Raw genomic sequence first — 23453 nt, forward strand, 5'->3', positions numbered from 1 at the left:
ACATCGGGATAAAGACCATGTTGAAAAATATCAATCCAACGCAAACACAAGCTTGGAAAGCGCTAACTGCGCATTTCGAATCTGCACAAGATATGGATCTTAAAGAGTTATTTGCTCAAGACGCAGCGCGTTTCGACAAATACTCTGCACGTTTCGGCTCAGACATCCTAGTCGATTACTCAAAGAACCTCATCAATGAGGAAACTCTGAAGCACCTGTTCGCTCTTGCGAACGAGACTGAGCTGAAATCTGCAATTGAAGCGATGTTCAGTGGCGAAGCGATCAACCAAACAGAAGGTCGCGCTGTTCTTCACACTGCACTACGTAACCGCGCGAATACACCAGTAATGGTAGACGGCGAAGACGTAATGCCAGCAGTGAACGCGGTTCTAGAAAAAATGAAATCATTCACTGAACGCGTTATCGGCGGTGAGTGGAAAGGTTACACAGGTAAAGCAATTACAGATATCGTGAACATCGGTATCGGTGGTTCTGACCTTGGTCCTTACATGGTGACGGAAGCTCTAGCACCATACAAAAATCATCTAAACCTTCACTTCGTATCTAACGTTGATGGTACTCACATTGTTGAAACGTTGAAGAAAGTTAACCCAGAAACGACGTTATTCTTGATCGCGTCTAAGACGTTCACAACGCAAGAAACCATGACTAACGCGCACACAGCACGTGATTGGTTCCTAGAGTCAGCTGGCGATCAAGCGCACGTGGCTAAGCACTTTGCTGCGCTTTCAACGAACGCGACAGCCGTGTCTGAGTTCGGTATCGATACCGCGAACATGTTCGAATTCTGGGACTGGGTTGGTGGCCGTTACTCACTATGGTCTGCAATCGGTTTATCAATCGCATTAGCGGTAGGTTACGACAACTTCGTTGAGCTGCTTGAAGGTGCTCACGAGATGGACAAGCACTTCGTATCAACAGACCTAGAAAGCAACATCCCTGTGATCCTTGCGCTTATCGGTATTTGGTACAACAACTTCCACGGTGCGGAATCAGAAGCTATCTTACCTTACGATCAGTACATGCACCGTTTCGCGGCATACTTCCAGCAAGGTAACATGGAGTCAAACGGTAAATACGTTGACCGTCAAGGCAATGCTGTGACTTACCAAACAGGCCCAATCATTTGGGGTGAACCAGGTACCAACGGTCAGCACGCGTTCTACCAACTGATTCACCAAGGCACTAAGCTGATCCCATGTGACTTCATTGCACCTGCAATTAGCCACAACCCAGCTAGCGATCATCACCAAAAACTGATGTCCAACTTCTTTGCACAAACTGAAGCACTAGCGTTTGGTAAGAGTGAAGAAACAGTGAAAGAAGAGTTGGTGAAAGCAGGTAAGAACACTGAAGAAGTGGCAGCGATTGCGCCATTCAAAGTGTTTGAAGGTAACCGTCCAACAAACTCTATCCTAGTGAAGCAAATCACGCCTCGTACGCTAGGTAACTTGATCGCAATGTACGAACACAAAATTTTCGTACAAGGTGTTATCTGGAATATCTTCAGCTTTGACCAATGGGGCGTGGAGCTAGGTAAACAACTGGCTAACCAAATCCTACCTGAGCTTGCAGACGAGTCTCAAATCAGCTCGCATGACAGCTCAACAAATGGTCTAATCAACGCATTTAAAGCGTTCAAAGCTTAATGTTTGGTTTGAATAGATAAAGAAAAGGTCAGCAAATGCTGACCTTTTTTATTGCCTGAGGCAAAAACAAAATAGGTTGGCCAGTGCCAACCTATTTTTTCTCTTTTATTCGAAGCAAATTTCGATAAAGGCATTTCCCCATTGGGAAGAGAAAGGCATGATGATGATTGAGCCCTCACACTTGTGGCGAATCGTATGGCCTCGGCCAGAAACCACTACGGGTGTTGCCATATCAAAATCAAAACCACTTTCCGCCAGAATGCGTTTCGCACCACCAGTAACCATGTTGGTGATCTCACCCACCATATCGGTGACCTCTTCATTGAGTCCATTTGGACGCTCACCAAGCATGTTCTGCATGATTTCTAGAGCTAGCGCTTCATCAAAGGTAATCGACATTGAACCACGAGTTTGTGGACCTACCATGCCAATCAGACCAGAAACGTCACCTCGTGCGATCTCATCTTTTTTGATTCGCGGTTTTTGTGGCTTCAGCTCAAGAGAAGCCATGGTTTTTAGCACGTTCATTAAAGAAGCTAAAAACGGGTTTACAAATTCAGCGCGCATAACGTTCTTCTATACTTTTTCTTTCGTCTCGGAGGAACAGGCCTGGCATTCACCATGAGTTTCAATAACTTGGTTGGTCAGTTTGAATCCATGCTTCTCGGCGTTTTCGGCTAACAAGGATATCAGCGTCTCATCTTCGAGTTCAACGACATCACCACATTTATCGCAAATTAGTAATTGGAAAAAGTGCTGCTGAGTATTGAAAGAACAACAAGTAATAAAGCTATTTGTCGATTCCACTCGGTGGATGAAGCCTTGCTCTAGGAGAAAATCTAATGCTCGATAAACAGTGGGAGGCTTAGCCTGAGGCTCACTCTCTTTTAGTTGCTCCAATAGCTCATACGCACTTGAGGCGCGGCGATTAGAACAAATGAGTTCAAATACGCGTCGGCGTTGCGGAGTCAATCGTACTCCACGCTCTGCGCAGATACTTTCAATTTGTTCAATGATTGTTGGGTTCAAACCTTTCACCATAACTATCGGACGTGCTCTATGATAAATCATTTCTATACGAAGTTCGTTTAGAAATGCTTCATTTTACCCACTATCAGAACGAAAATCATGAATTAAAGCAAGTCGGTGGTGGTGTGAAGTCGGAATAGTCATCACAGAATGAATCAACGAGTGACGAATTCGTATTACTGCTGCATATTCCTAAGCATTTGGCTAGCCAGCCAACCAAATCATTCTCGCTGAAACTAGCACCTAGAGGTGCTTGGGTATACAATACCCGACTTATTTTTTGAGCGTACTGCTGCGCTCGACCTTGGCAACATAAAAACGGGTATTTATATCATGACTCATTCTTGCAGGCTCTCCGTAGCACCAATGCTCGATTGGACCGATCGTCATTGTCGCTACTTCCATCGCTTAATGACCAAAGAAACCCTGCTGTACACTGAAATGGTGACGACAGGTGCGATCATTCATGGAAAAGGAGATTTCCTCGCTTACAACGAAGAAGAGCATCCGTTGGCCCTTCAGTTGGGTGGTTCAAACCCAGAAGACTTGGCAAAGTGTGCCAAACTGGCTCAAGAGCGTGGCTACGATGAGGTTAACCTCAATGTGGGTTGCCCGTCTGACCGTGTACAAAACGGTCGCTTTGGTGCTTGCCTAATGGCGGAACCACAGTTGGTTGCGGATTGTGTCGCTGCAATGAAGGGTGTGGTTGATATTCCTGTGACAGTCAAGACTCGTATTGGTATTGATGATCAAGATTCTTACGAGTTCCTAACGGATTTTGTTTCTATTGTCTCAGAAAAGGGGGGCTGTGAGCAGTTCACTATCCACGCGCGTAAAGCTTGGTTAAGTGGTCTTAGTCCGAAAGAAAACCGTGAGATCCCACCATTGGATTACCCACGAGCTTACCAATTGAAGCAAGATTTTTCTCACTTAACCATTGCTATTAACGGTGGTGTAAAGTCACTAGAAGAAGCCAAAGCACATCTTCAGCATCTTGATGGTGTGATGATTGGTCGTGAGGCTTACCAAAGCCCATATCTACTGGCATCGGTAGATCAAGAGTTATTTGGCTCTAATGCTCCAGTGAAGAAACGCAGCGAAATTGTTGAAGAAATGTACCCATACATTGAAGCGCAATTAGCGAAAGGTGCGTACCTTGGTCATATTACCCGTCATATGTTAGGTTTATTCCAAAGCATGCCCGGTGCTCGTCAATGGCGTCGTCATATCAGTGAAAATGCGCACAAGCCGGGTTCTGGTTTAGAAGTGCTGCAAGACGCGTTAGCGAAGATTCCAAAAGAATTGAATGTGTAAAATTAACTAGTGGTTGGCTAAAATTACCAACTAAAGAACAAGTAAGCCAGAGTGCAGAAATGCCTCTGGCTTTATTTTTGAATAAAAATCATTGTGTTATCGTCATCTTGGTAAGTTGGTATGGAAACTGCTCTGTTTATTAAAAACAAATGGAGAAGTGATTATGTTGGAGCTAATCTTTATTTTAGTCTTTGCGGCGACCCTATTGGTTACCGGTATCACAATGATGACCGTATTCGCAGCAACCGGTATCGCGTTAGTTGTGATGTTTTTACTGGGAATGGTCGGAGCGGTACTCAAACTATTGCCATGGTTAATCGTGATTGCATTGGGTGTTTGGTTCTTCAAGAATTACGTTGCCCAGCCCCGCTATAAATAACGAGTGACATGATTTAGTTGATAGAGAGACGTGAGAGTATGGTATATTTCCTCTCACGTCTTCAACGTGAACATCAGCTATCTCGGAGTACACACTACATGACAAATAAAGCGACCATCGCTTTAACAGCATTATCGTTGGCAGTATCTTTTCCTGCTTTTGCAGAATATTCTGTATCGACGAAAGTCGGCGCAGAGATCTGGGCTGCTGACACTAAAGTAAATGAAGTAAGACGAGATAGCAGCACAACAGGCGCATTTTACGCGGCGATTGAGCATGATGTGAAATACGTTCCTAATGCGCGTCTTCGTTACTCGAGCATTGATGCTGATTACATGGGGTTCGATAAGCTCGATTTCACCATGTACTACCAAGTTCTGGAGCATGATTTATTGCATTTTGATGCGGGTGTTACATTCAGTAATTTAAGTGACATTAAATACATTGATGCTGGCTCAAACAAGCGTATAGAAGAGTTTGATGAGCTGATTTGGGCTTGGTACGGTTACGCAGAGATTCAAGTTCCGGACACAAATTTTGATGTGATTGGTGAGATAAACTTTGGTGACAACAAAGGTATCAAAAGCACTGATTTCATGGCAGGTGTTCAATACCATGTACCGCTCGAAAAAGCTCAACTGGCTTTTCGTGGTGGTTACCGCGTGATTGATTTGGAGTCCGAGAAATTCATGTCGGATCTAGGGAAAGAGTTTATTTTTGCTAACGGCTTTTTTGTGAGTGCAGAATACGCATTCTAAATGCAGCCAGATTAGATACTCGATTTTTTAAAACGTCGCTTTATAAGCGGCGTTTTTTTATATCACTTCATTATATCCAATCGAATTTTCTGCCTATTTTGCTGACTTAGACCATGCTTACCTAGGAGCAATGTGAAAGTTAAAGCAGGGATAGCGATGACAATAAACGAACTAAGACATCTATTCCGTGAAAACCAGCTTGTCGAAGCGATTATTGAACCTGCAATCCAAGAGGGTGGCTGGGTTGTGGAGTTCAGACATGCGCGCGGTGGTTTTGTTTTTCTGACGGACAGTCATGGTGAAGAATGTCTTTATGAAGATTTGGATGCAGCGTCAAAATCGGCAATGGCAGTAGGCTTTCAACAAGTCCGCATTGAAGATCGATGAGCAAAAAGTAAGCCGTTCTTACTTCCAAAAAGTTATAAAACATTCACTTCTATTCTTTCTTGTTATTAAGGAGAGTGGGTACTCTATCGTCACGCAATGAATAGGGATGTCGTGATAATGTCTTTTCAAAAGAATGAGTATTCTCACAAGAATGTGTCTGAAGATAATAATGGGCAAGGAGGAAATCCTCCAATCGCAAGCCCTCTGAATGACCAACAAATTAGCTCACTCCAACAAACTGTCTCTGAGTTGTCTTCACAGCAACTTGCTTGGGTCAGTGGGTATTTTTGGGGATTAGCTCAAAATCAACCAAATACAGCGGTAACGCCAATTGCACAAGCGACGGCAGCCGTATCAGCGAAGCCTGCAGGTAAGTTGAGTATTATTTTTGCTTCCCAAACTGGCAACGCTAAAGGCGTTGCTGAAGCTCTAGAACAGGAAGCAAAAGCAGAAGGAATTGCTGTCGAACTTTTTGATGCAAGTGATTACAAAGGTAAAAACTTAGCCAAAGAAACACATGTCATTATTGTGGCATCGACGAATGGCGAAGGCGAAGCACCAGATAACGCTATAGAGCTACACGAGTTTTTGCAATCTAAGAAAGCTCCTAAGCTGTCAAACCTTCAATATGGCGTTATTGCTCTGGGTGACTCGAGCTACGAATTCTTCTGCCAAACCGGTAAAGACTTCGACGCTTACCTATCAAAGTTAGGCGCGACCCCATTTATCGATCGTCTTGATTGCGATGTGGATTATGAAGCACCAGCAGCTGAATGGCGTAAGAATGCGTTAGGTAAGGTAAAAGATACGCTTTCTTCTGGCACTGAAGCGGATGTGGTTCAACTTCCTGTGGGTCAGGCGGCGACTGCGCACTCTCCTTACAATAAACAAAACCCATACACAGCGATATTACTGACCAGTCAAAAAATCACGGGTCGTGATTCTGGAAAGGATGTTCGTCATATAGAAATTGACTTGGAAGGTTCGGGGTTAACGTATCAGCCTGGTGATGCGCTAGGTGTGTGGTTTGAAAATAGTTCAGAACTTGCTAATGCCATTCTTGGTAAGGTCGGTTTGTCTGGGGTTGAAACCGTTGATGTTGATGGCGAAAGCTTGTCAATCCATAGTGCTCTCGTGAGTAAATATGAAATCACAACATCTAACCCTCAGCTCATTACAAAGTTTGCCGAGTTATCCGGTAGCAAGAAGCTACAAAAGCTGGTTGACGATAAAGATAAACTTCGCGAGTACTCTGCAAATACTCAAATTGTTGATGTATTGGCAGAGAAGAAAACCAAGTTAACCGCAGATGAGTTGATTAGTTTGCTTCGTCGTCTTACTCCTCGCCTTTACTCTATTGCATCAAGCCAAGAAGAGGTCGATGAAGAAGTACACCTAACGGTTGCTTTGGTTGAGTACGAACAAAACGACGAAAAACGATATGGTGGTGCGTCGAGCTTCTTAGCACAGCGTCTCGAAGAGGGAGATGAAGTTAAAGTATTTGTTGAGCATAACAACAACTTTAAACTGCCGGAAGATGATAGCACTCCAATTATCATGGTTGGTCCAGGCACAGGGATCGCACCATTCCGTAGCTTTATTCAGGAACGTGAAAACCGCGATGCTGAAGGCAAAAACTGGTTGTTCTTTGGTGATCGTACTTTCACTCAAGACTTCTTATACCAAGTTGAATGGCAAAAGTACCTCAAGTCAGGAGTACTAAGCCGATTGGATGTTGCTTTTAGTCGTGACCAAGTAGAAAAAGTTTACGTACAACATCGCATCTTAGAAAACGCCGCTCAAGTGTGGCAGTGGATCCAAGAAGGCGCTTATATCTATGTCTGCGGTGATGCCACTCGTATGGCAAAAGATGTGCACAACGCACTGGTTATCGTTGCTGAACAAGAAGGCAAGATGCCGCGTGACGATGCGGAACAATTTATTAATGACCTACGTAAAGCGAAACGTTATCAGAGGGATGTGTACTAATGACTTTTTCTACGGACAATAATAAGCAGGTTGTATTAGGTGAAGAGTTAGGGCCGCTATCTGATAACGAGCGCCTGAAGCGAGAAAGTAACTTATTACGTGGCACCATTGAGCAAGATTTACAGGACCGTATTACTGGTGGCTTTACTGCCGACAATTTCCAGTTAATTCGTTTCCACGGTATGTATCAGCAAGACGATCGTGATATCCGCAATGAACGCACAAAGCAAAAGCTAGAGCCATTGCATAACGTGATGCTTCGTGCTCGTATGCCTGGAGGCATCATCACGCCAACGCAATGGTTAGCGATCGACAAGTTCGCAACGGAGCACTCTTTATATGGAAGTATTCGTCTGACAACTCGCCAAACGTTCCAGTTTCATGGGGTATTAAAACCGAATATTAAGTTGATGCATCAAACGCTCAACAGTATTGGCATTGATTCGATTGCAACCGCGGGTGATGTAAACCGAAACGTGTTGTGTACCACTAACCCAGTGGAGTCAGAGTTACACCAAGAAGCTTACGAATGGGCGAAGAAGATCAGTGAGCATCTATTACCAAAGACGCGCGCTTATGCAGAGATTTGGCTGGACGGTGAGAAAGTAGAAAGCACTGAAGAAGATGAACCGATTCTAGGCAAGAACTACTTACCACGTAAGTTTAAAACGACGGTGGTGATCCCACCGCAAAATGACGTAGACGTTCATGCCAATGATCTTAACTTCGTAGCAATTGCGGATAACGGCAAGTTGGTAGGCTTTAACGTTTTAGTTGGCGGCGGCCTAGCGATGACACATGGTGATACGTCAACTTATCCGCGCCGCGCTGACGACTTAGGTTTCATCCCATTAGAGAAAACGCTTGATGTTGCAGCGGCGGTGGTTACCACTCAGCGTGATTGGGGTAATCGCTCAAACCGTAAGAATGCCAAAACCAAATACACACTTGACCGTGTAGGTACTGATGTCTTTAAAGCCGAAGTCGAAAAGCGAGCAGGCATTCAGTTTGAAGCAAGCCGCCCGTACGAGTTTACTGAGCGTGGTGACCGTATTGGTTGGGTAGAAGGAATTGATGGTAAATATCATTTAGCGCTTTTCATCGAAAACGGTCGCTTATTAGACTTTCCAGGTAAACCACTTAAGACGGGTGTTGCTGAAATTGCCAAAATCCATAAAGGCGATTTCCGTATGACTGCCAACCAGAACTTAATTGTTGCGGGGGTACCTAAAAGCGAAAAAGCGAAGATCGAAAAGATCGCTCGTGAACATGGCTTGATGGATGACAATATCAGTGAGCAGCGCAAAAATTCAATGGCGTGTGTTGCCTTTCCAACGTGTCCGTTAGCAATGGCAGAGGCAGAGCGTTTTCTTCCTCAGTTTGTTACTGATGTGGAGGGGATTTTGGAAAAGCACAACCTACCAGAAAATGACAACATCATTTTGCGTGTAACTGGATGTCCAAACGGTTGTGGTCGCGCCATGTTGGCTGAAATTGGTTTAGTTGGTAAAGCGCCAGGTCGTTACAACCTACATTTAGGTGGTAACCGTGCTGGTACTCGAGTACCAAAAATGTACAAAGAGAACATCACGGATAAGCAAATCTTAGAAGAGATTGATCTGCTGGTGGCTCGATGGTCGAAAGAGCGTGAAGAAGGCGAAGCCTTCGGCGATTTCACAATTCGTGCTGGTATTATCCAAGAAGTGCTCGTATCAAAGAGGGACTTTCATGCTTGATTCTGTAGCATCCAGGCTTGAGCTTACAGAGTTATTGACATTAACAAAGACGGAGCAAATCCTCCGTCTTGCTCAAATTAATGTCGAGCTCGAAAAGCTTTCGGCACAAGATAGAGTAAAGTGGGCTTTAGAAAATCTAGAGGGCGAGTTTGCGGTTTCTTCTAGTTTTGGTATTCAAGCCGCGGTTATGCTTCATTTAGTGACTCAAGTCAAAGCGGATATCCCCGTCATTCTAACCGATACAGGATACCTGTTTGCTGAAACCTATCAATTCATTGATGAGCTGACAGATGCTCTCAACCTAAACTTAAAAGTTTATCGAGCGAAAGAAAGTGCGAATTGGCAAGAGGCTCGATATGGAAAGTTATGGGAGCAGGGTGTAGAGGGAATTGAAAAATACAACAAGCTCAATAAAGTGGAGCCAATGCGTCGAGCGCTAAAAGAGCTTAATGTTGGAACGTGGTTCTCTGGACTGCGTCGAGAGCAAAGTAAATCTCGTGCAGGTTTACCGATTCTATCAATTCAGAACGGTGTGTTTAAATTTCTACCAGTAATTGATTGGACTAATAAAGACGTTCATTACTACTTAGAACAACACGGCCTTAAATACCACCCATTGTGGGATGAAGGTTACCTTTCAGTTGGTGATACACATACCACTCGTAAATGGGAGCCGGGAATGTCAGAGGAAGAAACTCGATTCTTTGGCTTAAAGCGAGAATGTGGCCTACACGAAGATGATGGTTCTGAACAAGATGGGTCTGGCATATAGCCATAATGCTCTTTAAATAGAGTTTAGGTTAAGTTTAATAAAGATAGCTGCAATAAAGCAGCTTTCTTTATTTATGGTACTTGAAAAACACGTCTCAAAGAACAACTCTGTGGATAAGTTGTGTGAGAGTTTGGGGTAAAGTTGAATAAATAAAGGTTTGATCGAAAACTCATCGTTTAACCATTATTTTTGCAATTTTTGAAAAATAACACTTGCCAATGTGAGCGCGATCTCTATAATGCCTCCTCGTCGACAGGGCAAGGCCTCACAAGGGTTTAAGCGAAGTTGATAAGGCTGAAAAGAAAAACGAAATAATTTGAAGAAAGTGTTTGACACAATAAATTATCTCGCTAGAATGGCCGCCTCTTCCGAAGTGATGTCAATCACAAAGAAGAGTTGCTCTTTAACAATATAGACCTATCAATCTGTGTGGGCACTCGTTGATGATAATCCAATTAGAAGCTTCGGCTTCAAATTAGGTTTCAATGAAACGAAGTGACCATTGAATCTTCGGATTCAGCACAGTCAATTCAAACATTACTTTATGTAATGTTCAGTATTCATTGAGCCGAACAAAATCTTAAATTGAAGAGTTTGATCATGGCTCAGATTGAACGCTGGCGGCAGGCCTAACACATGCAAGTCGAGCGGAAACGAGTTATCTGAACCTTCGGGGAACGATAACGGCGTCGAGCGGCGGACGGGTGAGTAATGCCTAGGAAATTGCCCTGATGTGGGGGATAACCATTGGAAACGATGGCTAATACCGCATGATGCCTACGGGCCAAAGAGGGGGACCTTCGGGCCTCTCGCGTCAGGATATGCCTAGGTGGGATTAGCTAGTTGGTGAGGTAAGGGCTCACCAAGGCGACGATCCCTAGCTGGTCTGAGAGGATGATCAGCCACACTGGAACTGAGACACGGTCCAGACTCCTACGGGAGGCAGCAGTGGGGAATATTGCACAATGGGCGCAAGCCTGATGCAGCCATGCCGCGTGTGTGAAGAAGGCCTTCGGGTTGTAAAGCACTTTCAGTCGTGAGGAAGGCGGCGTCGTTAATAGCGGCGTTGTTTGACGTTAGCGACAGAAGAAGCACCGGCTAACTCCGTGCCAGCAGCCGCGGTAATACGGAGGGTGCGAGCGTTAATCGGAATTACTGGGCGTAAAGCGCATGCAGGTGGTTTGTTAAGTCAGATGTGAAAGCCCGGGGCTCAACCTCGGAATAGCATTTGAAACTGGCAGACTAGAGTACTGTAGAGGGGGGTAGAATTTCAGGTGTAGCGGTGAAATGCGTAGAGATCTGAAGGAATACCGGTGGCGAAGGCGGCCCCCTGGACAGATACTGACACTCAGATGCGAAAGCGTGGGGAGCAAACAGGATTAGATACCCTGGTAGTCCACGCCGTAAACGATGTCTACTTGGAGGTTGTGGCCTTGAGCCGTGGCTTTCGGAGCTAACGCGTTAAGTAGACCGCCTGGGGAGTACGGTCGCAAGATTAAAACTCAAATGAATTGACGGGGGCCCGCACAAGCGGTGGAGCATGTGGTTTAATTCGATGCAACGCGAAGAACCTTACCTACTCTTGACATCCAGAGAACTTTCCAGAGATGGATTGGTGCCTTCGGGAACTCTGAGACAGGTGCTGCATGGCTGTCGTCAGCTCGTGTTGTGAAATGTTGGGTTAAGTCCCGCAACGAGCGCAACCCTTATCCTTGTTTGCCAGCGAGTAATGTCGGGAACTCCAGGGAGACTGCCGGTGATAAACCGGAGGAAGGTGGGGACGACGTCAAGTCATCATGGCCCTTACGAGTAGGGCTACACACGTGCTACAATGGCGCATACAGAGGGCAGCCAACTTGCGAAAGTGAGCGAATCCCAAAAAGTGCGTCGTAGTCCGGATTGGAGTCTGCAACTCGACTCCATGAAGTCGGAATCGCTAGTAATCGTGGATCAGAATGCCACGGTGAATACGTTCCCGGGCCTTGTACACACCGCCCGTCACACCATGGGAGTGGGCTGCAAAAGAAGTAGGTAGTTTAACCTTCGGGGGGACGCTTACCACTTTGTGGTTCATGACTGGGGTGAAGTCGTAACAAGGTAGCGCTAGGGGAACCTGGCGCTGGATCACCTCCTTAAACGATGATTATTCACGATGAGTGTCCACACAGATTGATACGGTTTATAAAGTAAAGAGAAGAAGAGTTCCCAAACTCTTCAATCCAGTGTCCCGTTCGTCTAGAGGCCTAGGACACCGCCCTTTCACGGCGGTAACAGGGGTTCGACTCCCCTACGGGATACCATCTTTAAGCGCATTCAATGAGTGCTTTTAAAAATGGTTACTTCTTTGAAGTGATTAGCTCTTTAACAATTTGGAAAGCTGACAAAACAACAATTTATTGTTGTTTGTAAAGTTCTCAAAGTATTCATTTATGAATACAACTAAAAACACATTCAAGTGTTCTTGGAATTTGAGTCCGGCAAAATCGAATGTCTCTCGCTCATTCAAATAATGAGAGACAACTTTGGTGATTTGAACATCAACTCGAAACTCCTTCGGGTTGTATGGTTAAGTGACTAAGCGTACACGGTGGATGCCTTGGCAGTCAGAGGCGATGAAGGACGTATTAACTTGCGATAAGCCCAGATTAGGTAGTAAAAACCACTTAAGTCTGGGATTTCCGAATGGGGAAACCCACTTACATAAGTAAGTATCGTTATGTGAATACATAGCATAACGAGGCGAACCGGGGGAACTGAAACATCTAAGTACCCCGAGGAAAAGAAATCAACCGAGATTCCGAAAGTAGCGGCGAGCGAAATTGGACTAGCCCTTAAGCTTTATACGCGTTAGGTGAACAAGCTGGAAAGCTTGGCGATACAGGGTGATAGCCCCGTAACTGACGACGCATATTCAGTGAAATCGAGTAGGGCGGGACACGTGATATCCTGTCTGAATATGGGGGGACCATCCTCCAAGGCTAAATACTACTGACTGACCGATAGTGAACCAGTACCGTGAGGGAAAGGCGAAAAGAACCCCTGTGAGGGGAGTGAAATAGAACCTGAAACCGTGTACGTACAAGCAGTAGGAGCAGGCTTGTCCTGTGACTGCGTACCTTTTGTATAATGGGTCAGCGACTTATATTCAGTGGCAAGGTTAACCATCTAGGGGAGCCGTAGGGAAACCGAGTCTTAACTGGGCGTTCAGTCTCTGGATATAGACCCGAAACCAGGTGATCTAGCCATGGGCAGGTTGAAGGTTGAGTAACATCAACTGGAGGACCGAACCGACTAATGTTGAAAAATTAGCGGATGACTTGTGGCTAGGGGTGAAAGGCCAATCAAACCTGGAGATAGCTGGTTCTCCCCGAAAGCTATTTAGGTAGCGCCTCGGACGAATACTACTGGGGGTAGAGCACTGTTAAGGCTAGGGGGTCATCCCGACTTACCAACCCTTTGCAAACTCCGAATACCAGTAAGTACTATCCGGGAGACACACGGCGGGTGCTAACGTCCGTCGTGGAGAGGGAAACAACCCAGACCGCCAGCTAAGGTCCCAAATTACTACTAAGTGGGAAACGATGTGGGAAGGCTCAGACAGCCAGGATGTTGGCTTAGAAGCAGCCATCATTTAAAGAAAGCGTAATAGCTCACTGGTCGAGTCGGCCTGCGCGGAAGATGTAACGGGGCTAAGTAGTAAACCGAAGCTGCGGCAATACTCTTTGAGTATTGGGTAGGGGAGCGTTCTGTAAGCGGTTGAAGGTGTGTGGTAACGCATGCTGGACGTATCAGAAGTGCGAATGCTGACATGAGTAACGATAAAGGGGGTGAAAAACCTCCTCGCCGGAAGACCAAGGGTTCCTGTCCAACGTTAATCGGGGCAGGGTAAGTCGACCCCTAAGGCGAGGCCGAAAGGCGTAGTCGATGGGAAACGGGTTAATATTCCCGTACTTCTTACAATTGCGATGGGGGGACGGAGAAGGCTAGGTGGGCCTGGCGACGGTTGTCCAGGTTCAAGTGCGTAGGCTGAAGAGTTAGGTAAATCCGGCTCTTCTTAAGGCTGAGACACGACGTCGAGCATCTACGGATGTGAAGTCATTGATGCCATGCTTCCAGGAAAAGCCTCTAAGCTTCAGATTGTAAGGAATCGTACCCCAAACCGACACAGGTGGTCGGGTAGAGAATACCAAGGCGCTTGAGAGAACTCGGGTGAAGGAACTAGGCAAAATGGTACCGTAACTTCGGGAGAAGGTACGCTCTCGACGGTGAAGTCCCTTGCGGATGGAGCTATTGAGAGTCGCAGATACCAGGTGGCTGCAACTGTTTATTAAAAACACAGCACTGTGCAAAATCGCAAGATGACGTATACGGTGTGACGCCTGCCCGGTGCCGGAAGGTTAATTGATGGGGTTAGACTTCGGTCGAAGCTCTTGATCGAAGCCCCGGTAAACGGCGGCCGTAACTATAACGGTCCTAAGGTAGCGAAATTCCTTGTCGGGTAAGTTCCGACCTGCACGAATGGCGTAATGATGGCCACGCTGTCTCCACCCGAGACTCAGTGAAATTGAAATCGCTGTGAAGATGCAGTGTACCCGCGGCTAGACGGAAAGACCCCGTGAACCTTTACTACAGCTTGGCACTGAACATTGACCCTACATGTGTAGGATAGGTGGGAGGCTTTGAAGCGCAGTCGCTAGATTGCGTGGAGCCGTCCTTGAAATACCACCCTTGTAGTGTTGATGTTCTAACGTCGACCCCTTATCGGGGTTGCGGACAGTGCCTGGTGGGTAGTTTGACTGGGGCGGTCTCCTCCCAAAGCGTAACGGAGGAGCACGAAGGTGGGCTAATCACGGTTGGACATCGTGAGGTTAGTGCAATGGCATAAGCCCGCTTGACTGCGAGAATGACAATTCGAGCAGGTGCGAAAGCAGGTCATAGTGATCCGGTGGTTCTGAATGGAAGGGCCATCGCTCAACGGATAAAAGGTACTCCGGGGATAACAGGCTGATACCGCCCAAGAGTTCATATCGACGGCGGTGTTTGGCACCTCGATGTCGGCTCATCACATCCTGGGGCTGAAGTCGGTCCCAAGGGTATGGCTGTTCGCCATTTAAAGTGGTACGCGAGCTGGGTTTAGAACGTCGTGAGACAGTTCGGTCCCTATCTGCCGTGGGCGTTGGAGAATTGAAAGGGGCTGCTCCTAGTACGAGAGGACCGGAGTGGACGAACCTCTGGTGTTCGGGTTGTGTCGCCAGACGCATTGCCCGGTAGCTAAGTTCGGGATCGATAACCGCTGAAAGCATCTAAGCGGGAAGCGAGCCTTGAGATGAGTTCTCCCTGATACTTTAAGTATCCTAAAGGGTTGTCGTAGACTACGACGTTGATAGGCAGGGTGTGTAAGCGTTGTGAGGCGTTGAGCTAACCTGTACTAATTGCCCGTGAGGCTTAACCATACAACACCCAAGGGGTTTTGATGGACTCAATGAAAGAACGTTGAATGTGTAAGAACGAGAATTAAGAAACAGCTTTCCGAATTAAAGAATTTGCTTGGCGACCATAGCGTTTTGGACCCACCTGACTTCCATGCCGAACTCAGAAGTGAAACGAAATAGCGCCGATGGTAGTGTGGGGCTTCCCCATGTGAGAGTAGGACATCGCCAGGCTTTATTTTGCACTTGCTTAAGATTTAAGCAAGTCACCATAAAGTTCTAATCTTTTTAGAGTTTTATGTTGACTTTCAAAGTGGAAAGCGTATTATACGCACCTCGCTTAAGTGCTAAGGCACTGAAAGCCAAGCTCTTTAACAATATAGACCTATCAATCTGTGTGGGCACTCGTTGATGATAATCCAATTAGAAATTTCTCTTAATAAAGAGCGGTTTCAAATTAGGTTTCAATGAAACGAAGTGACCATTGAATCTTCGGATTCAGCACAGTCAATTCAAACATTACTTTATGTAATGTTCAGTATTCATTGAGCCGAACAAAATCTTAAATTGAAGAGTTTGATCATGGCTCAGATTGAACGCTGGCGGCAGGCCTAACACATGCAAGTCGAGCGGAAACGAGTTATCTGAACCTTCGGGGAACGATAACGGCGTCGAGCGGCGGACGGGTGAGTAATGCCTAGGAAATTGCCCTGATGTGGGGGATAACCATTGGAAACGATGGCTAATACCGCATGATGCCTACGGGCCAAAGAGGGGGACCTTCGGGCCTCTCGCGTCAGGATATGCCTAGGTGGGATTAGCTAGTTGGTGAGGTAAGGGCTCACCAAGGCGACGATCCCTAGCTGGTCTGAGAGGATGATCAGCCACACTGGAACTGAGACACGGTCCAGACTCCTACGGGAGGCAGCAGTGGGGAATATTGCACAATGGGCGCAAGCCTGATGCAGCCATGCCGCGTGTGTGAAGAAGGCCTTCGGGTTGTAAAGCACTTTCAGTCGTGAGGAAGGCGGCGTCGTTAATAGCGGCGTTGTTTGACGTTAGCGACAGAAGAAGCACCGGCTAACTCCGTGCCAGCAGCCGCGGTAATACGGAGGGTGCGAGCGTTAATCGGAATTACTGGGCGTAAAGCGCATGCAGGTGGTTTGTTAAGTCAGATGTGAAAGCCCGGGGCTCAACCTCGGAATAGCATTTGAAACTGGCAGACTAGAGTACTGTAGAGGGGGGTAGAATTTCAGGTGTAGCGGTGAAATGCGTAGAGATCTGAAGGAATACCGGTGGCGAAGGCGGCCCCCTGGACAGATACTGACACTCAGATGCGAAAGCGTGGGGAGCAAACAGGATTAGATACCCTGGTAGTCCACGCCGTAAACGATGTCTACTTGGAGGTTGTGGCCTTGAGCCGTGGCTTTCGGAGCTAACGCGTTAAGTAGACCGCCTGGGGAGTACGGTCGCAAGATTAAAACTCAAATGAATTGACGGGGGCCCGCACAAGCGGTGGAGCATGTGGTTTAATTCGATGCAACGCGAAGAACCTTACCTACTCTTGACATCCAGAGAACTTTCCAGAGATGGATTGGTGCCTTCGGGAACTCTGAGACAGGTGCTGCATGGCTGTCGTCAGCTCGTGTTGTGAAATGTTGGGTTAAGTCCCGCAACGAGCGCAACCCTTATCCTTGTTTGCCAGCGAGTAATGTCGGGAACTCCAGGGAGACTGCCGGTGATAAACCGGAGGAAGGTGGGGACGACGTCAAGTCATCATGGCCCTTACGAGTAGGGCTACACACGTGCTACAATGGCGCATACAGAGGGCGGCCAACTTGCGAAAGTGAGCGAATCCCAAAAAGTGCGTCGTAGTCCGGATTGGAGTCTGCAACTCGACTCCATGAAGTCGGAATCGCTAGTAATCGTGGATCAGAATGCCACGGTGAATACGTTCCCGGGCCTTGTACACACCGCCCGTCACACCATGGGAGTGGGCTGCAAAAGAAGTAGGTAGTTTAACCTTCGGGGGGACGCTTACCACTTTGTGGTTCATGACTGGGGTGAAGTCGTAACAAGGTAGCGCTAGGGGAACCTGGCGCTGGATCACCTCCTTATACGATGATTATTGCGATGAGTGTTCACACAGATTGATACGGTTTATAAAGTAAAGAGACGATACTGGGTCTGTAGCTCAGGTGGTTAGAGCGTTCGCCTGATAAGCGAGAGGTCGGTGGTTCGAGTCCACTCAGACCCACCAATTTCTTTTCCAAGGAATTGGCTACAGTATCGACACACCTTGATGGGGCTATAGCTCAGCTGGGAGAGCGCCTGCCTTGCACGCAGGAGGTCTGCGGTTCGATCCCGCATAGCTCCACCATCTTTAAGTGTTCTTGAAAAAGAATCTTTAAAAATGGTTTTCATCAGAAAATCTAGCTCTTTAACAATTTGGAAAGCTGACAAAACAACAATTTATTGTTGTTTGTAAAGTTCTCAAAGTATTCATTTATGAATACAACTAAAAACACATTCAAGTGTTCTTGGAATTTGAGTCCGGCAAAATCGAATGTCTCTCGCTCATTCAAATAATGAGAGACAACTTTGGTGATTTGATTATCAACTCGAAACTCCTTCGGGTTGTATGGTTAAGTGACTAAGCGTACACGGTGGATGCCTTGGCAGTCAGAGGCGATGAAGGACGTATTAACTTGCGATAAGCCCAGATTAGGTAGTAAAAACCACTTGAGTCTGGGATTTCCGAATGGGGAAACCCACTTACATAAGTAAGTATCGTTATGTGAATACATAGCATAACGAGGCGAACCGGGGGAACTGAAACATCTAAGTACCCCGAGGAAAAGAAATCAACCGAGATTCCGAAAGTAGCGGCGAGCGAAATTGGACTAGCCCTTAAGCTTTATACGCGTTAGGTGAACAAGCTGGAAAGCTTGGCGATACAGGGTGATAGCCCCGTAACTGACGACGCATATTCAGTGAAATCGAGTAGGGCGGGACACGTGATATCCTGTCTGAATATGGGGGGACCATCCTCCAAGGCTAAATACTACTGACTGACCGATAGTGAACCAGTACCGTGAGGGAAAGGCGAAAAGAACCCCTGTGAGGGGAGTGAAATAGAACCTGAAACCGTGTACGTACAAGCAGTAGGAGCAGGCTTGTCCTGTGACTGCGTACCTTTTGTATAATGGGTCAGCGACTTATATTCAGTGGCAAGGTTAACCATCTAGGGGAGCCGTAGGGAAACCGAGTCTTAACTGGGCGTTCAGTCTCTGGATATAGACCCGAAACCAGGTGATCTAGCCATGGGCAGGTTGAAGGTTGAGTAACATCAACTGGAGGACCGAACCGACTAATGTTGAAAAATTAGCGGATGACTTGTGGCTAGGGGTGAAAGGCCAATCAAACCTGGAGATAGCTGGTTCTCCCCGAAAGCTATTTAGGTAGCGCCTCGGACGAATACTACTGGGGGTAGAGCACTGTTAAGGCTAGGGGGTCATCCCGACTTACCAACCCTTTGCAAACTCCGAATACCAGTAAGTACTATCCGGGAGACACACGGCGGGTGCTAACGTCCGTCGTGGAGAGGGAAACAACCCAGACCGCCAGCTAAGGTCCCAAATTACTACTAAGTGGGAAACGATGTGGGAAGGCTCAGACAGCCAGGATGTTGGCTTAGAAGCAGCCATCATTTAAAGAAAGCGTAATAGCTCACTGGTCGAGTCGGCCTGCGCGGAAGATGTAACGGGGCTAAGTAGTAAACCGAAGCTGCGGCAATACTCTTTGAGTATTGGGTAGGGGAGCGTTCTGTAAGCGGTTGAAGGTGTGTGGTAACGCATGCTGGACGTATCAGAAGTGCGAATGCTGACATGAGTAACGATAAAGGGGGTGAAAAACCTCCTCGCCGGAAGACCAAGGGTTCCTGTCCAACGTTAATCGGGGCAGGGTAAGTCGACCCCTAAGGCGAGGCCGAAAGGCGTAGTCGATGGGAAACGGGTTAATATTCCCGTACTTCTTACAATTGCGATGGGGGGACGGAGAAGGCTAGGTGGGCCTGGCGACGGTTGTCCAGGTTCAAGTGCGTAGGCTGAAGAGTTAGGTAAATCCGGCTCTTCTTAAGGCTGAGACACGACGTCGAGCATCTACGGATGTGAAGTCATTGATGCCATGCTTCCAGGAAAAGCCTCTAAGCTTCAGATTGTAAGGAATCGTACCCCAAACCGACACAGGTGGTCGGGTAGAGAATACCAAGGCGCTTGAGAGAACTCGGGTGAAGGAACTAGGCAAAATGGTACCGTAACTTCGGGAGAAGGTACGCTCTCGACGGTGAAGTCCCTTGCGGATGGAGCTATTGAGAGTCGCAGATACCAGGTGGCTGCAACTGTTTATTAAAAACACAGCACTGTGCAAAATCGCAAGATGACGTATACGGTGTGACGCCTGCCCGGTGCCGGAAGGTTAATTGATGGGGTTAGACTTCGGTCGAAGCTCTTGATCGAAGCCCCGGTAAACGGCGGCCGTAACTATAACGGTCCTAAGGTAGCGAAATTCCTTGTCGGGTAAGTTCCGACCTGCACGAATGGCGTAATGATGGCCACGCTGTCTCCACCCGAGACTCAGTGAAATTGAAATCGCTGTGAAGATGCAGTGTACCCGCGGCTAGACGGAAAGACCCCGTGAACCTTTACTACAGCTTGGCACTGAACATTGACCCTACATGTGTAGGATAGGTGGGAGGCTTTGAAGCGCAGTCGCTAGATTGCGTGGAGCCGTCCTTGAAATACCACCCTTGTAGTGTTGATGTTCTAACGTCGACCCCTTATCGGGGTTGCGGACAGTGCCTGGTGGGTAGTTTGACTGGGGCGGTCTCCTCCCAAAGCGTAACGGAGGAGCACGAAGGTGGGCTAATCACGGTTGGACATCGTGAGGTTAGTGCAATGGCATAAGCCCGCTTGACTGCGAGAATGACAATTCGAGCAGGTGCGAAAGCAGGTCATAGTGATCCGGTGGTTCTGAATGGAAGGGCCATCGCTCAACGGATAAAAGGTACTCCGGGGATAACAGGCTGATACCGCCCAAGAGTTCATATCGACGGCGGTGTTTGGCACCTCGATGTCGGCTCATCACATCCTGGGGCTGAAGTCGGTCCCAAGGGTATGGCTGTTCGCCATTTAAAGTGGTACGCGAGCTGGGTTTAGAACGTCGTGAGACAGTTCGGTCCCTATCTGCCGTGGGCGTTGGAGAATTGAAAGGGGCTGCTCCTAGTACGAGAGGACCGGAGTGGACGAACCTCTGGTGTTCGGGTTGTGTCGCCAGACGCATTGCCCGGTAGCTAAGTTCGGGATCGATAACCGCTGAAAGCATCTAAGCGGGAAGCGAGCCTTGAGATGAGTTCTCCCTGATACTTTAAGTATCCTAAAGGGTTGTCGTAGACTACGACGTTGATAGGCAGGGTGTGTAAGCGTTGTGAGGCGTTGAGCTAACCTGTACTAATTGCCCGTGAGGCTTAACCATACAACACCCAAGGGGTTTTGATGGACTCAATGAAAGAACATTGAATGTGTAAGAACGAAAACAGCTTTCCAGATTAAAGAATTTGCTTGGCGACCATAGCGTTTTGGACCCACCTGACTTCCATGCCGAACTCAGAAGTGAAACGAAATAGCGCCGATGGTAGTGTGGGGCTTCCCCATGTGAGAGTAGGACATCGCCAGGCTTTAAATTTTGGACACTTGCTGATTACAAGCAGGTGATACCACTGCGGAGTGGTAGTTCAGTTGGTTAGAATACCGGCCTGTCACGCCGGGGGTCGCGGGTTCGAGTCCCGTCCACTCCGCCACTTATATTAAGCCTCAGTCGAAAGACTGGGGCTTTTTTCGTTTTGGTTACCCGACTTACCTTAACCTCATTTCCATATTGAAATTTTGCATCGAGAGGCAGGCTTCCCTCTTCGCTATGATTTCTAAGCCCTTCCATGAACGAGTTGATGCCAGTCTCGAGCTCTAGCTTTGAGTACCAGCACGTGCTTACCAAAGATTCCTCTATAACATATTAGAAATATCTAGCTATGAACCTAGTTGTTCGAGGTGTCGCTTTGTTTCTATCTCGAAAACAGAACAACTTTGAATATAAGTTCAGTGTCGCTGAGATCAAGTATGAGGACTCTAAACTTCTGCTAAGGGCTTGAACAACCTGAGTGCTAGCTCAGACCTTAGTTTGGTGGGATTTCAAGCCCGTTTGGGGGAGTGATCTCGCAATCATCCTCAATGCTTCTTTCTATATACAAATACAAAGTCGCTCATTGTTAAGTGTTGTGGAAGTTTAGCTGTGGTGTTTACAGGGAGCCTATATCGCCAAGGGAAGAGAAGTGATGATGAAAATGCTTAAACTAAAAGACTCCCTCTATGGATACTATCTATCCCCTTCAAGAACAAAACGCTTGTTACTCTTTGATATACAGTTAAATATCCGAATAATCGTCACGCTACGGTTTCATAGATACTAACTATTGCCGATACCGAAGATTAGATATGAAAAAAGCAGCTAGATAGCTGCTTTTTTATCTATTAAGTTACGTGTCTTTAAGAGTCCACTGGCTCCGTATGCTCCGGAGTGGTTATTGCTTGGTTGTTCTCTTCCATTTTCTTCTCTTCATCTTTTGCTTTTTCAATCATTGGGGTGATTGTTGAGCCTTGAATGAGGATAGAGAAAACAACGACGGAGTAGGTCATTACAAGAATAATCTCTTTTACATCGATTAACTTATCTTGAATCACCCAAATACCTGATGGAATAGAAAGTGCCATCGCTAGTGCCAGGCCTCCGCGTAAACCGCCCCACGTCAAAATACGTACTGACCACGGGTTATATTTTCTGTAACGTTTAAAGCCTATGTAAGAAAGAAATACACTTAGATAGCGAGCTGCTAGTACAAGAGGGACTGATATAGCCATCATGATCCAGTCTTCTTTGTGGAATTCAAATAGCAGCATCGACATACCGATCAGTAGGAATAACACGCCATTCAAGAACTCATCGACGAGCTCCCAAAAGTGGTCAAGGTGGTCTTCACTCTCTTTCGAAAAGCCAATAAAACGTGTCCAGTTGCCAATCATAATACCAGATACAACCATCGCTAATGGTCCTGATACATGGATGTATTCAGCAAATGCGTAACCTGCCGTTGGGACACCAATGGTAAGTAATAACTCCATTGAGTGATCATCGGTGGCACTGATTAAGTAGTGGAATAGCAAACCGAGTACGAAACCATAAGTGATACCACCGATAGCTTCTTGGATGAAGAGTAAGGTGACACTACCTACAGTTGGTGCCTCAGTACCAAATGCAATCGTAAATAGAGTGACAAAGATAACCAAACCGAAGCCGTCATTGAAGAGCGACTCTCCTTCAATCTGGGTGGAGATACGTTTGGGAGCATCGAGCTTTTTAACTATAGCCAATACAGCGATTGGGTCAGTTGGCGATATTAGAGCACCAAATAGTAAGCAGTAGACCAAATCAAATTGGATGCCAATTAACTGACAGAATCCGTAGAGCGCAAACCCGATAAAGAAAGTGGAAAATAGGGTGGCTCCGAGAGCCAAAACGGTAATTTCCCATTTTTGATCTTTAAGGTTTGGAAGTTTGATGCCTAATCCACCCGCAAATAGTAAGAAGCCAAGAATGCCTTTGAGCAAGAAATCTTCGAAGTTGATCCTTGTGACCGTTTCTGTCGCAATTTCGGTGAGGTGGAACCAGTTGTTTTGGCCCGCAATTAAGATTAGAAGTGAAAGCACCATTGAACCTGCGGTAATCGCAATGGTGGTTTGCATCTTTCCTATCTTGCTGTTTACAAAAGCAATTAGCATCGCAGCTGCGGATAGAAAACATAAAGTATGATAGACCGACATAGAGCTCTCTATTTGTAACATTTTATGAATGGGATTCTCGACTGATGCTGCTTAAATAG

General features: G+C 46.7%; 11 protein-coding genes, 4 tRNA genes and 6 rRNA genes. 18 read left to right on the plus strand and 3 right to left on the minus strand.

Annotation, left to right across the window (positions count from 1 at the left end; all coding sequences use genetic code 11):
• Positions 1-17 precede the first annotated feature (17 nt).
• Positions 18-1670, plus strand: a complete 1653-nt coding sequence (gene pgi / locus VEA_RS03815) for a glucose-6-phosphate isomerase (protein WP_006743225.1) — start codon at positions 18-20, stop codon at positions 1668-1670.
• 105 nt (positions 1671-1775) lie between these two features.
• Here pgi and VEA_RS03820 read toward each other — a convergent pair whose 3' ends face one another.
• A complete protein-coding gene (locus VEA_RS03820; protein WP_005381269.1) occupies positions 1776-2237 on the minus strand; it encodes a chemotaxis protein CheX in 462 nt (153 codons plus the stop codon).
• Between the two features lie 9 nt (positions 2238-2246).
• Complete coding sequence (gene zur / locus VEA_RS03825) at positions 2247-2711, minus strand: zinc uptake transcriptional repressor Zur (RefSeq protein WP_005381268.1); 465 nt, start codon at positions 2709-2711, stop codon at positions 2247-2249.
• Between the two features lie 321 nt (positions 2712-3032).
• On the opposite strand from zur, the gene dusA reads away from it, so the two are divergent.
• The 17 genes from dusA to VEA_RS03910 all read left to right on the plus strand — a co-directional run bounded on the left by dusA (position 3033) and on the right by VEA_RS03910 (position 21320).
• A complete protein-coding gene (gene dusA / locus VEA_RS03830) occupies positions 3033-4013 on the plus strand; it encodes a tRNA dihydrouridine(20/20a) synthase DusA (protein ID WP_041852884.1) in 981 nt (326 codons plus the stop codon).
• 163 nt (positions 4014-4176) lie between these two features.
• Positions 4177-4392, plus strand: coding sequence for an envelope stress response protein PspG (gene pspG / locus VEA_RS03835; protein ID WP_005398086.1), 216 nt, complete (start codon positions 4177-4179; stop codon positions 4390-4392).
• Between the two features lie 98 nt (positions 4393-4490).
• Positions 4491-5150 (plus strand): TIGR04219 family outer membrane beta-barrel protein, encoded by a 660-nt coding sequence (locus VEA_RS03840; RefSeq protein ID WP_012841360.1) that lies wholly within the window; start codon positions 4491-4493, stop codon positions 5148-5150.
• Positions 5151-5306: 156 nt separating this feature from the next.
• A complete protein-coding gene (locus VEA_RS03845) occupies positions 5307-5537 on the plus strand; it encodes a hypothetical protein (protein WP_005455817.1) in 231 nt (76 codons plus the stop codon).
• A 117-nt stretch (positions 5538-5654) separates the two neighbouring features.
• Positions 5655-7526: an assimilatory sulfite reductase (NADPH) flavoprotein subunit gene (locus tag VEA_RS03850; protein ID WP_012841361.1), complete on the plus strand. Its 1872-nt coding sequence runs from the start codon at positions 5655-5657 to the stop codon at positions 7524-7526.
• Positions 7526-9262, plus strand: a complete 1737-nt coding sequence (gene cysI / locus VEA_RS03855) for an assimilatory sulfite reductase (NADPH) hemoprotein subunit (RefSeq protein ID WP_006743229.1) — start codon at positions 7526-7528, stop codon at positions 9260-9262. Before VEA_RS03850 ends, cysI begins: the two co-directional genes overlap by 1 nt.
• On the plus strand, positions 9255-10034 hold the full coding sequence (locus VEA_RS03860; RefSeq protein WP_006743230.1) for a phosphoadenylyl-sulfate reductase: 780 nt from the start codon (positions 9255-9257) through the stop codon (positions 10032-10034). The genes cysI and VEA_RS03860 overlap by 8 nt, the downstream gene beginning before the upstream one ends.
• Positions 10035-10616: 582 nt before the next feature.
• Positions 10617-12169 (plus strand): 16S ribosomal RNA (locus VEA_RS03865).
• Between the two features lie 89 nt (positions 12170-12258).
• Positions 12259-12334: transfer RNA gene (locus VEA_RS03870), tRNA-Glu, on the plus strand.
• 264 nt (positions 12335-12598) lie between these two features.
• A 23S ribosomal RNA gene (locus tag VEA_RS03875) occupies positions 12599-15487 on the plus strand.
• Between the two features lie 93 nt (positions 15488-15580).
• Positions 15581-15697 (plus strand): 5S ribosomal RNA (gene rrf / locus VEA_RS03880).
• Between the two features lie 330 nt (positions 15698-16027).
• Positions 16028-17580 (plus strand): 16S ribosomal RNA (locus tag VEA_RS03885).
• A 66-nt stretch (positions 17581-17646) separates the two neighbouring features.
• A tRNA-Ile gene (locus VEA_RS03890) sits at positions 17647-17723 on the plus strand.
• Between the two features lie 44 nt (positions 17724-17767).
• Positions 17768-17843: transfer RNA gene (locus VEA_RS03895), tRNA-Ala, on the plus strand.
• Positions 17844-18106: 263 nt separating this feature from the next.
• Positions 18107-20995, plus strand: a 23S ribosomal RNA gene (locus VEA_RS03900).
• A gap of 85 nt (positions 20996-21080) precedes the next feature.
• Positions 21081-21197: ribosomal RNA gene (gene rrf / locus VEA_RS03905) — 5S ribosomal RNA — on the plus strand.
• The 16S, 23S and 5S rRNA genes sit together here with 4 tRNA genes alongside, the layout of an rRNA operon.
• A gap of 46 nt (positions 21198-21243) precedes the next feature.
• Positions 21244-21320: transfer RNA gene (locus VEA_RS03910), tRNA-Asp, on the plus strand.
• Between the two features lie 742 nt (positions 21321-22062).
• Here the strand turns inward: VEA_RS03910 and VEA_RS03915 are convergent.
• The gene (locus tag VEA_RS03915; RefSeq protein ID WP_041852885.1) at positions 22063-23394 is read right to left on the minus strand and encodes a cation:proton antiporter; all 1332 of its coding nucleotides are present in this window, start codon (positions 23392-23394) and stop codon (positions 22063-22065) included.
• Positions 23395-23453: the final 59 nt, after the last annotated feature.

This window comes from Vibrio antiquarius, assembly GCF_000024825.1.
Lineage (GTDB): Bacteria > Pseudomonadota > Gammaproteobacteria > Enterobacterales > Vibrionaceae > Vibrio > Vibrio diabolicus.

What these genes read in the sequence shown, in the direction of transcription:
- VEA_RS03820 (WP_005381269.1), bottom strand. Translation starts at nt 2,237, where the DNA reads ATGCGCGCTGAATTTGTAAACCCGTTTTTAGCTTCTTTAATGAACGTG.
- zur (WP_005381268.1), bottom strand. Translation starts at nt 2,711, where the DNA reads ATGGTGAAAGGTTTGAACCCAACAATCATTGAACAAATTGAAAGTATC.
- pspG (WP_005398086.1), top strand. Translation starts at nt 4,177, where the DNA reads ATGTTGGAGCTAATCTTTATTTTAGTCTTTGCGGCGACCCTATTGGTT.
- VEA_RS03845 (WP_005455817.1), top strand. Translation starts at nt 5,307, where the DNA reads ATGACAATAAACGAACTAAGACATCTATTCCGTGAAAACCAGCTTGTC.
- cysI (WP_006743229.1), top strand. Translation starts at nt 7,526, where the DNA reads ATGACTTTTTCTACGGACAATAATAAGCAGGTTGTATTAGGTGAAGAG.
- pgi (WP_006743225.1), top strand. Translation starts at nt 18, where the DNA reads ATGTTGAAAAATATCAATCCAACGCAAACACAAGCTTGGAAAGCGCTA.
- VEA_RS03860 (WP_006743230.1), top strand. Translation starts at nt 9,255, where the DNA reads ATGCTTGATTCTGTAGCATCCAGGCTTGAGCTTACAGAGTTATTGACA.
- VEA_RS03915 (WP_041852885.1), bottom strand. Translation starts at nt 23,394, where the DNA reads ATGTCGGTCTATCATACTTTATGTTTTCTATCCGCAGCTGCGATGCTA.
- dusA (WP_041852884.1), top strand. Translation starts at nt 3,033, where the DNA reads ATGACTCATTCTTGCAGGCTCTCCGTAGCACCAATGCTCGATTGGACC.
- VEA_RS03850 (WP_012841361.1), top strand. Translation starts at nt 5,655, where the DNA reads ATGTCTTTTCAAAAGAATGAGTATTCTCACAAGAATGTGTCTGAAGAT.
- VEA_RS03840 (WP_012841360.1), top strand. Translation starts at nt 4,491, where the DNA reads ATGACAAATAAAGCGACCATCGCTTTAACAGCATTATCGTTGGCAGTA.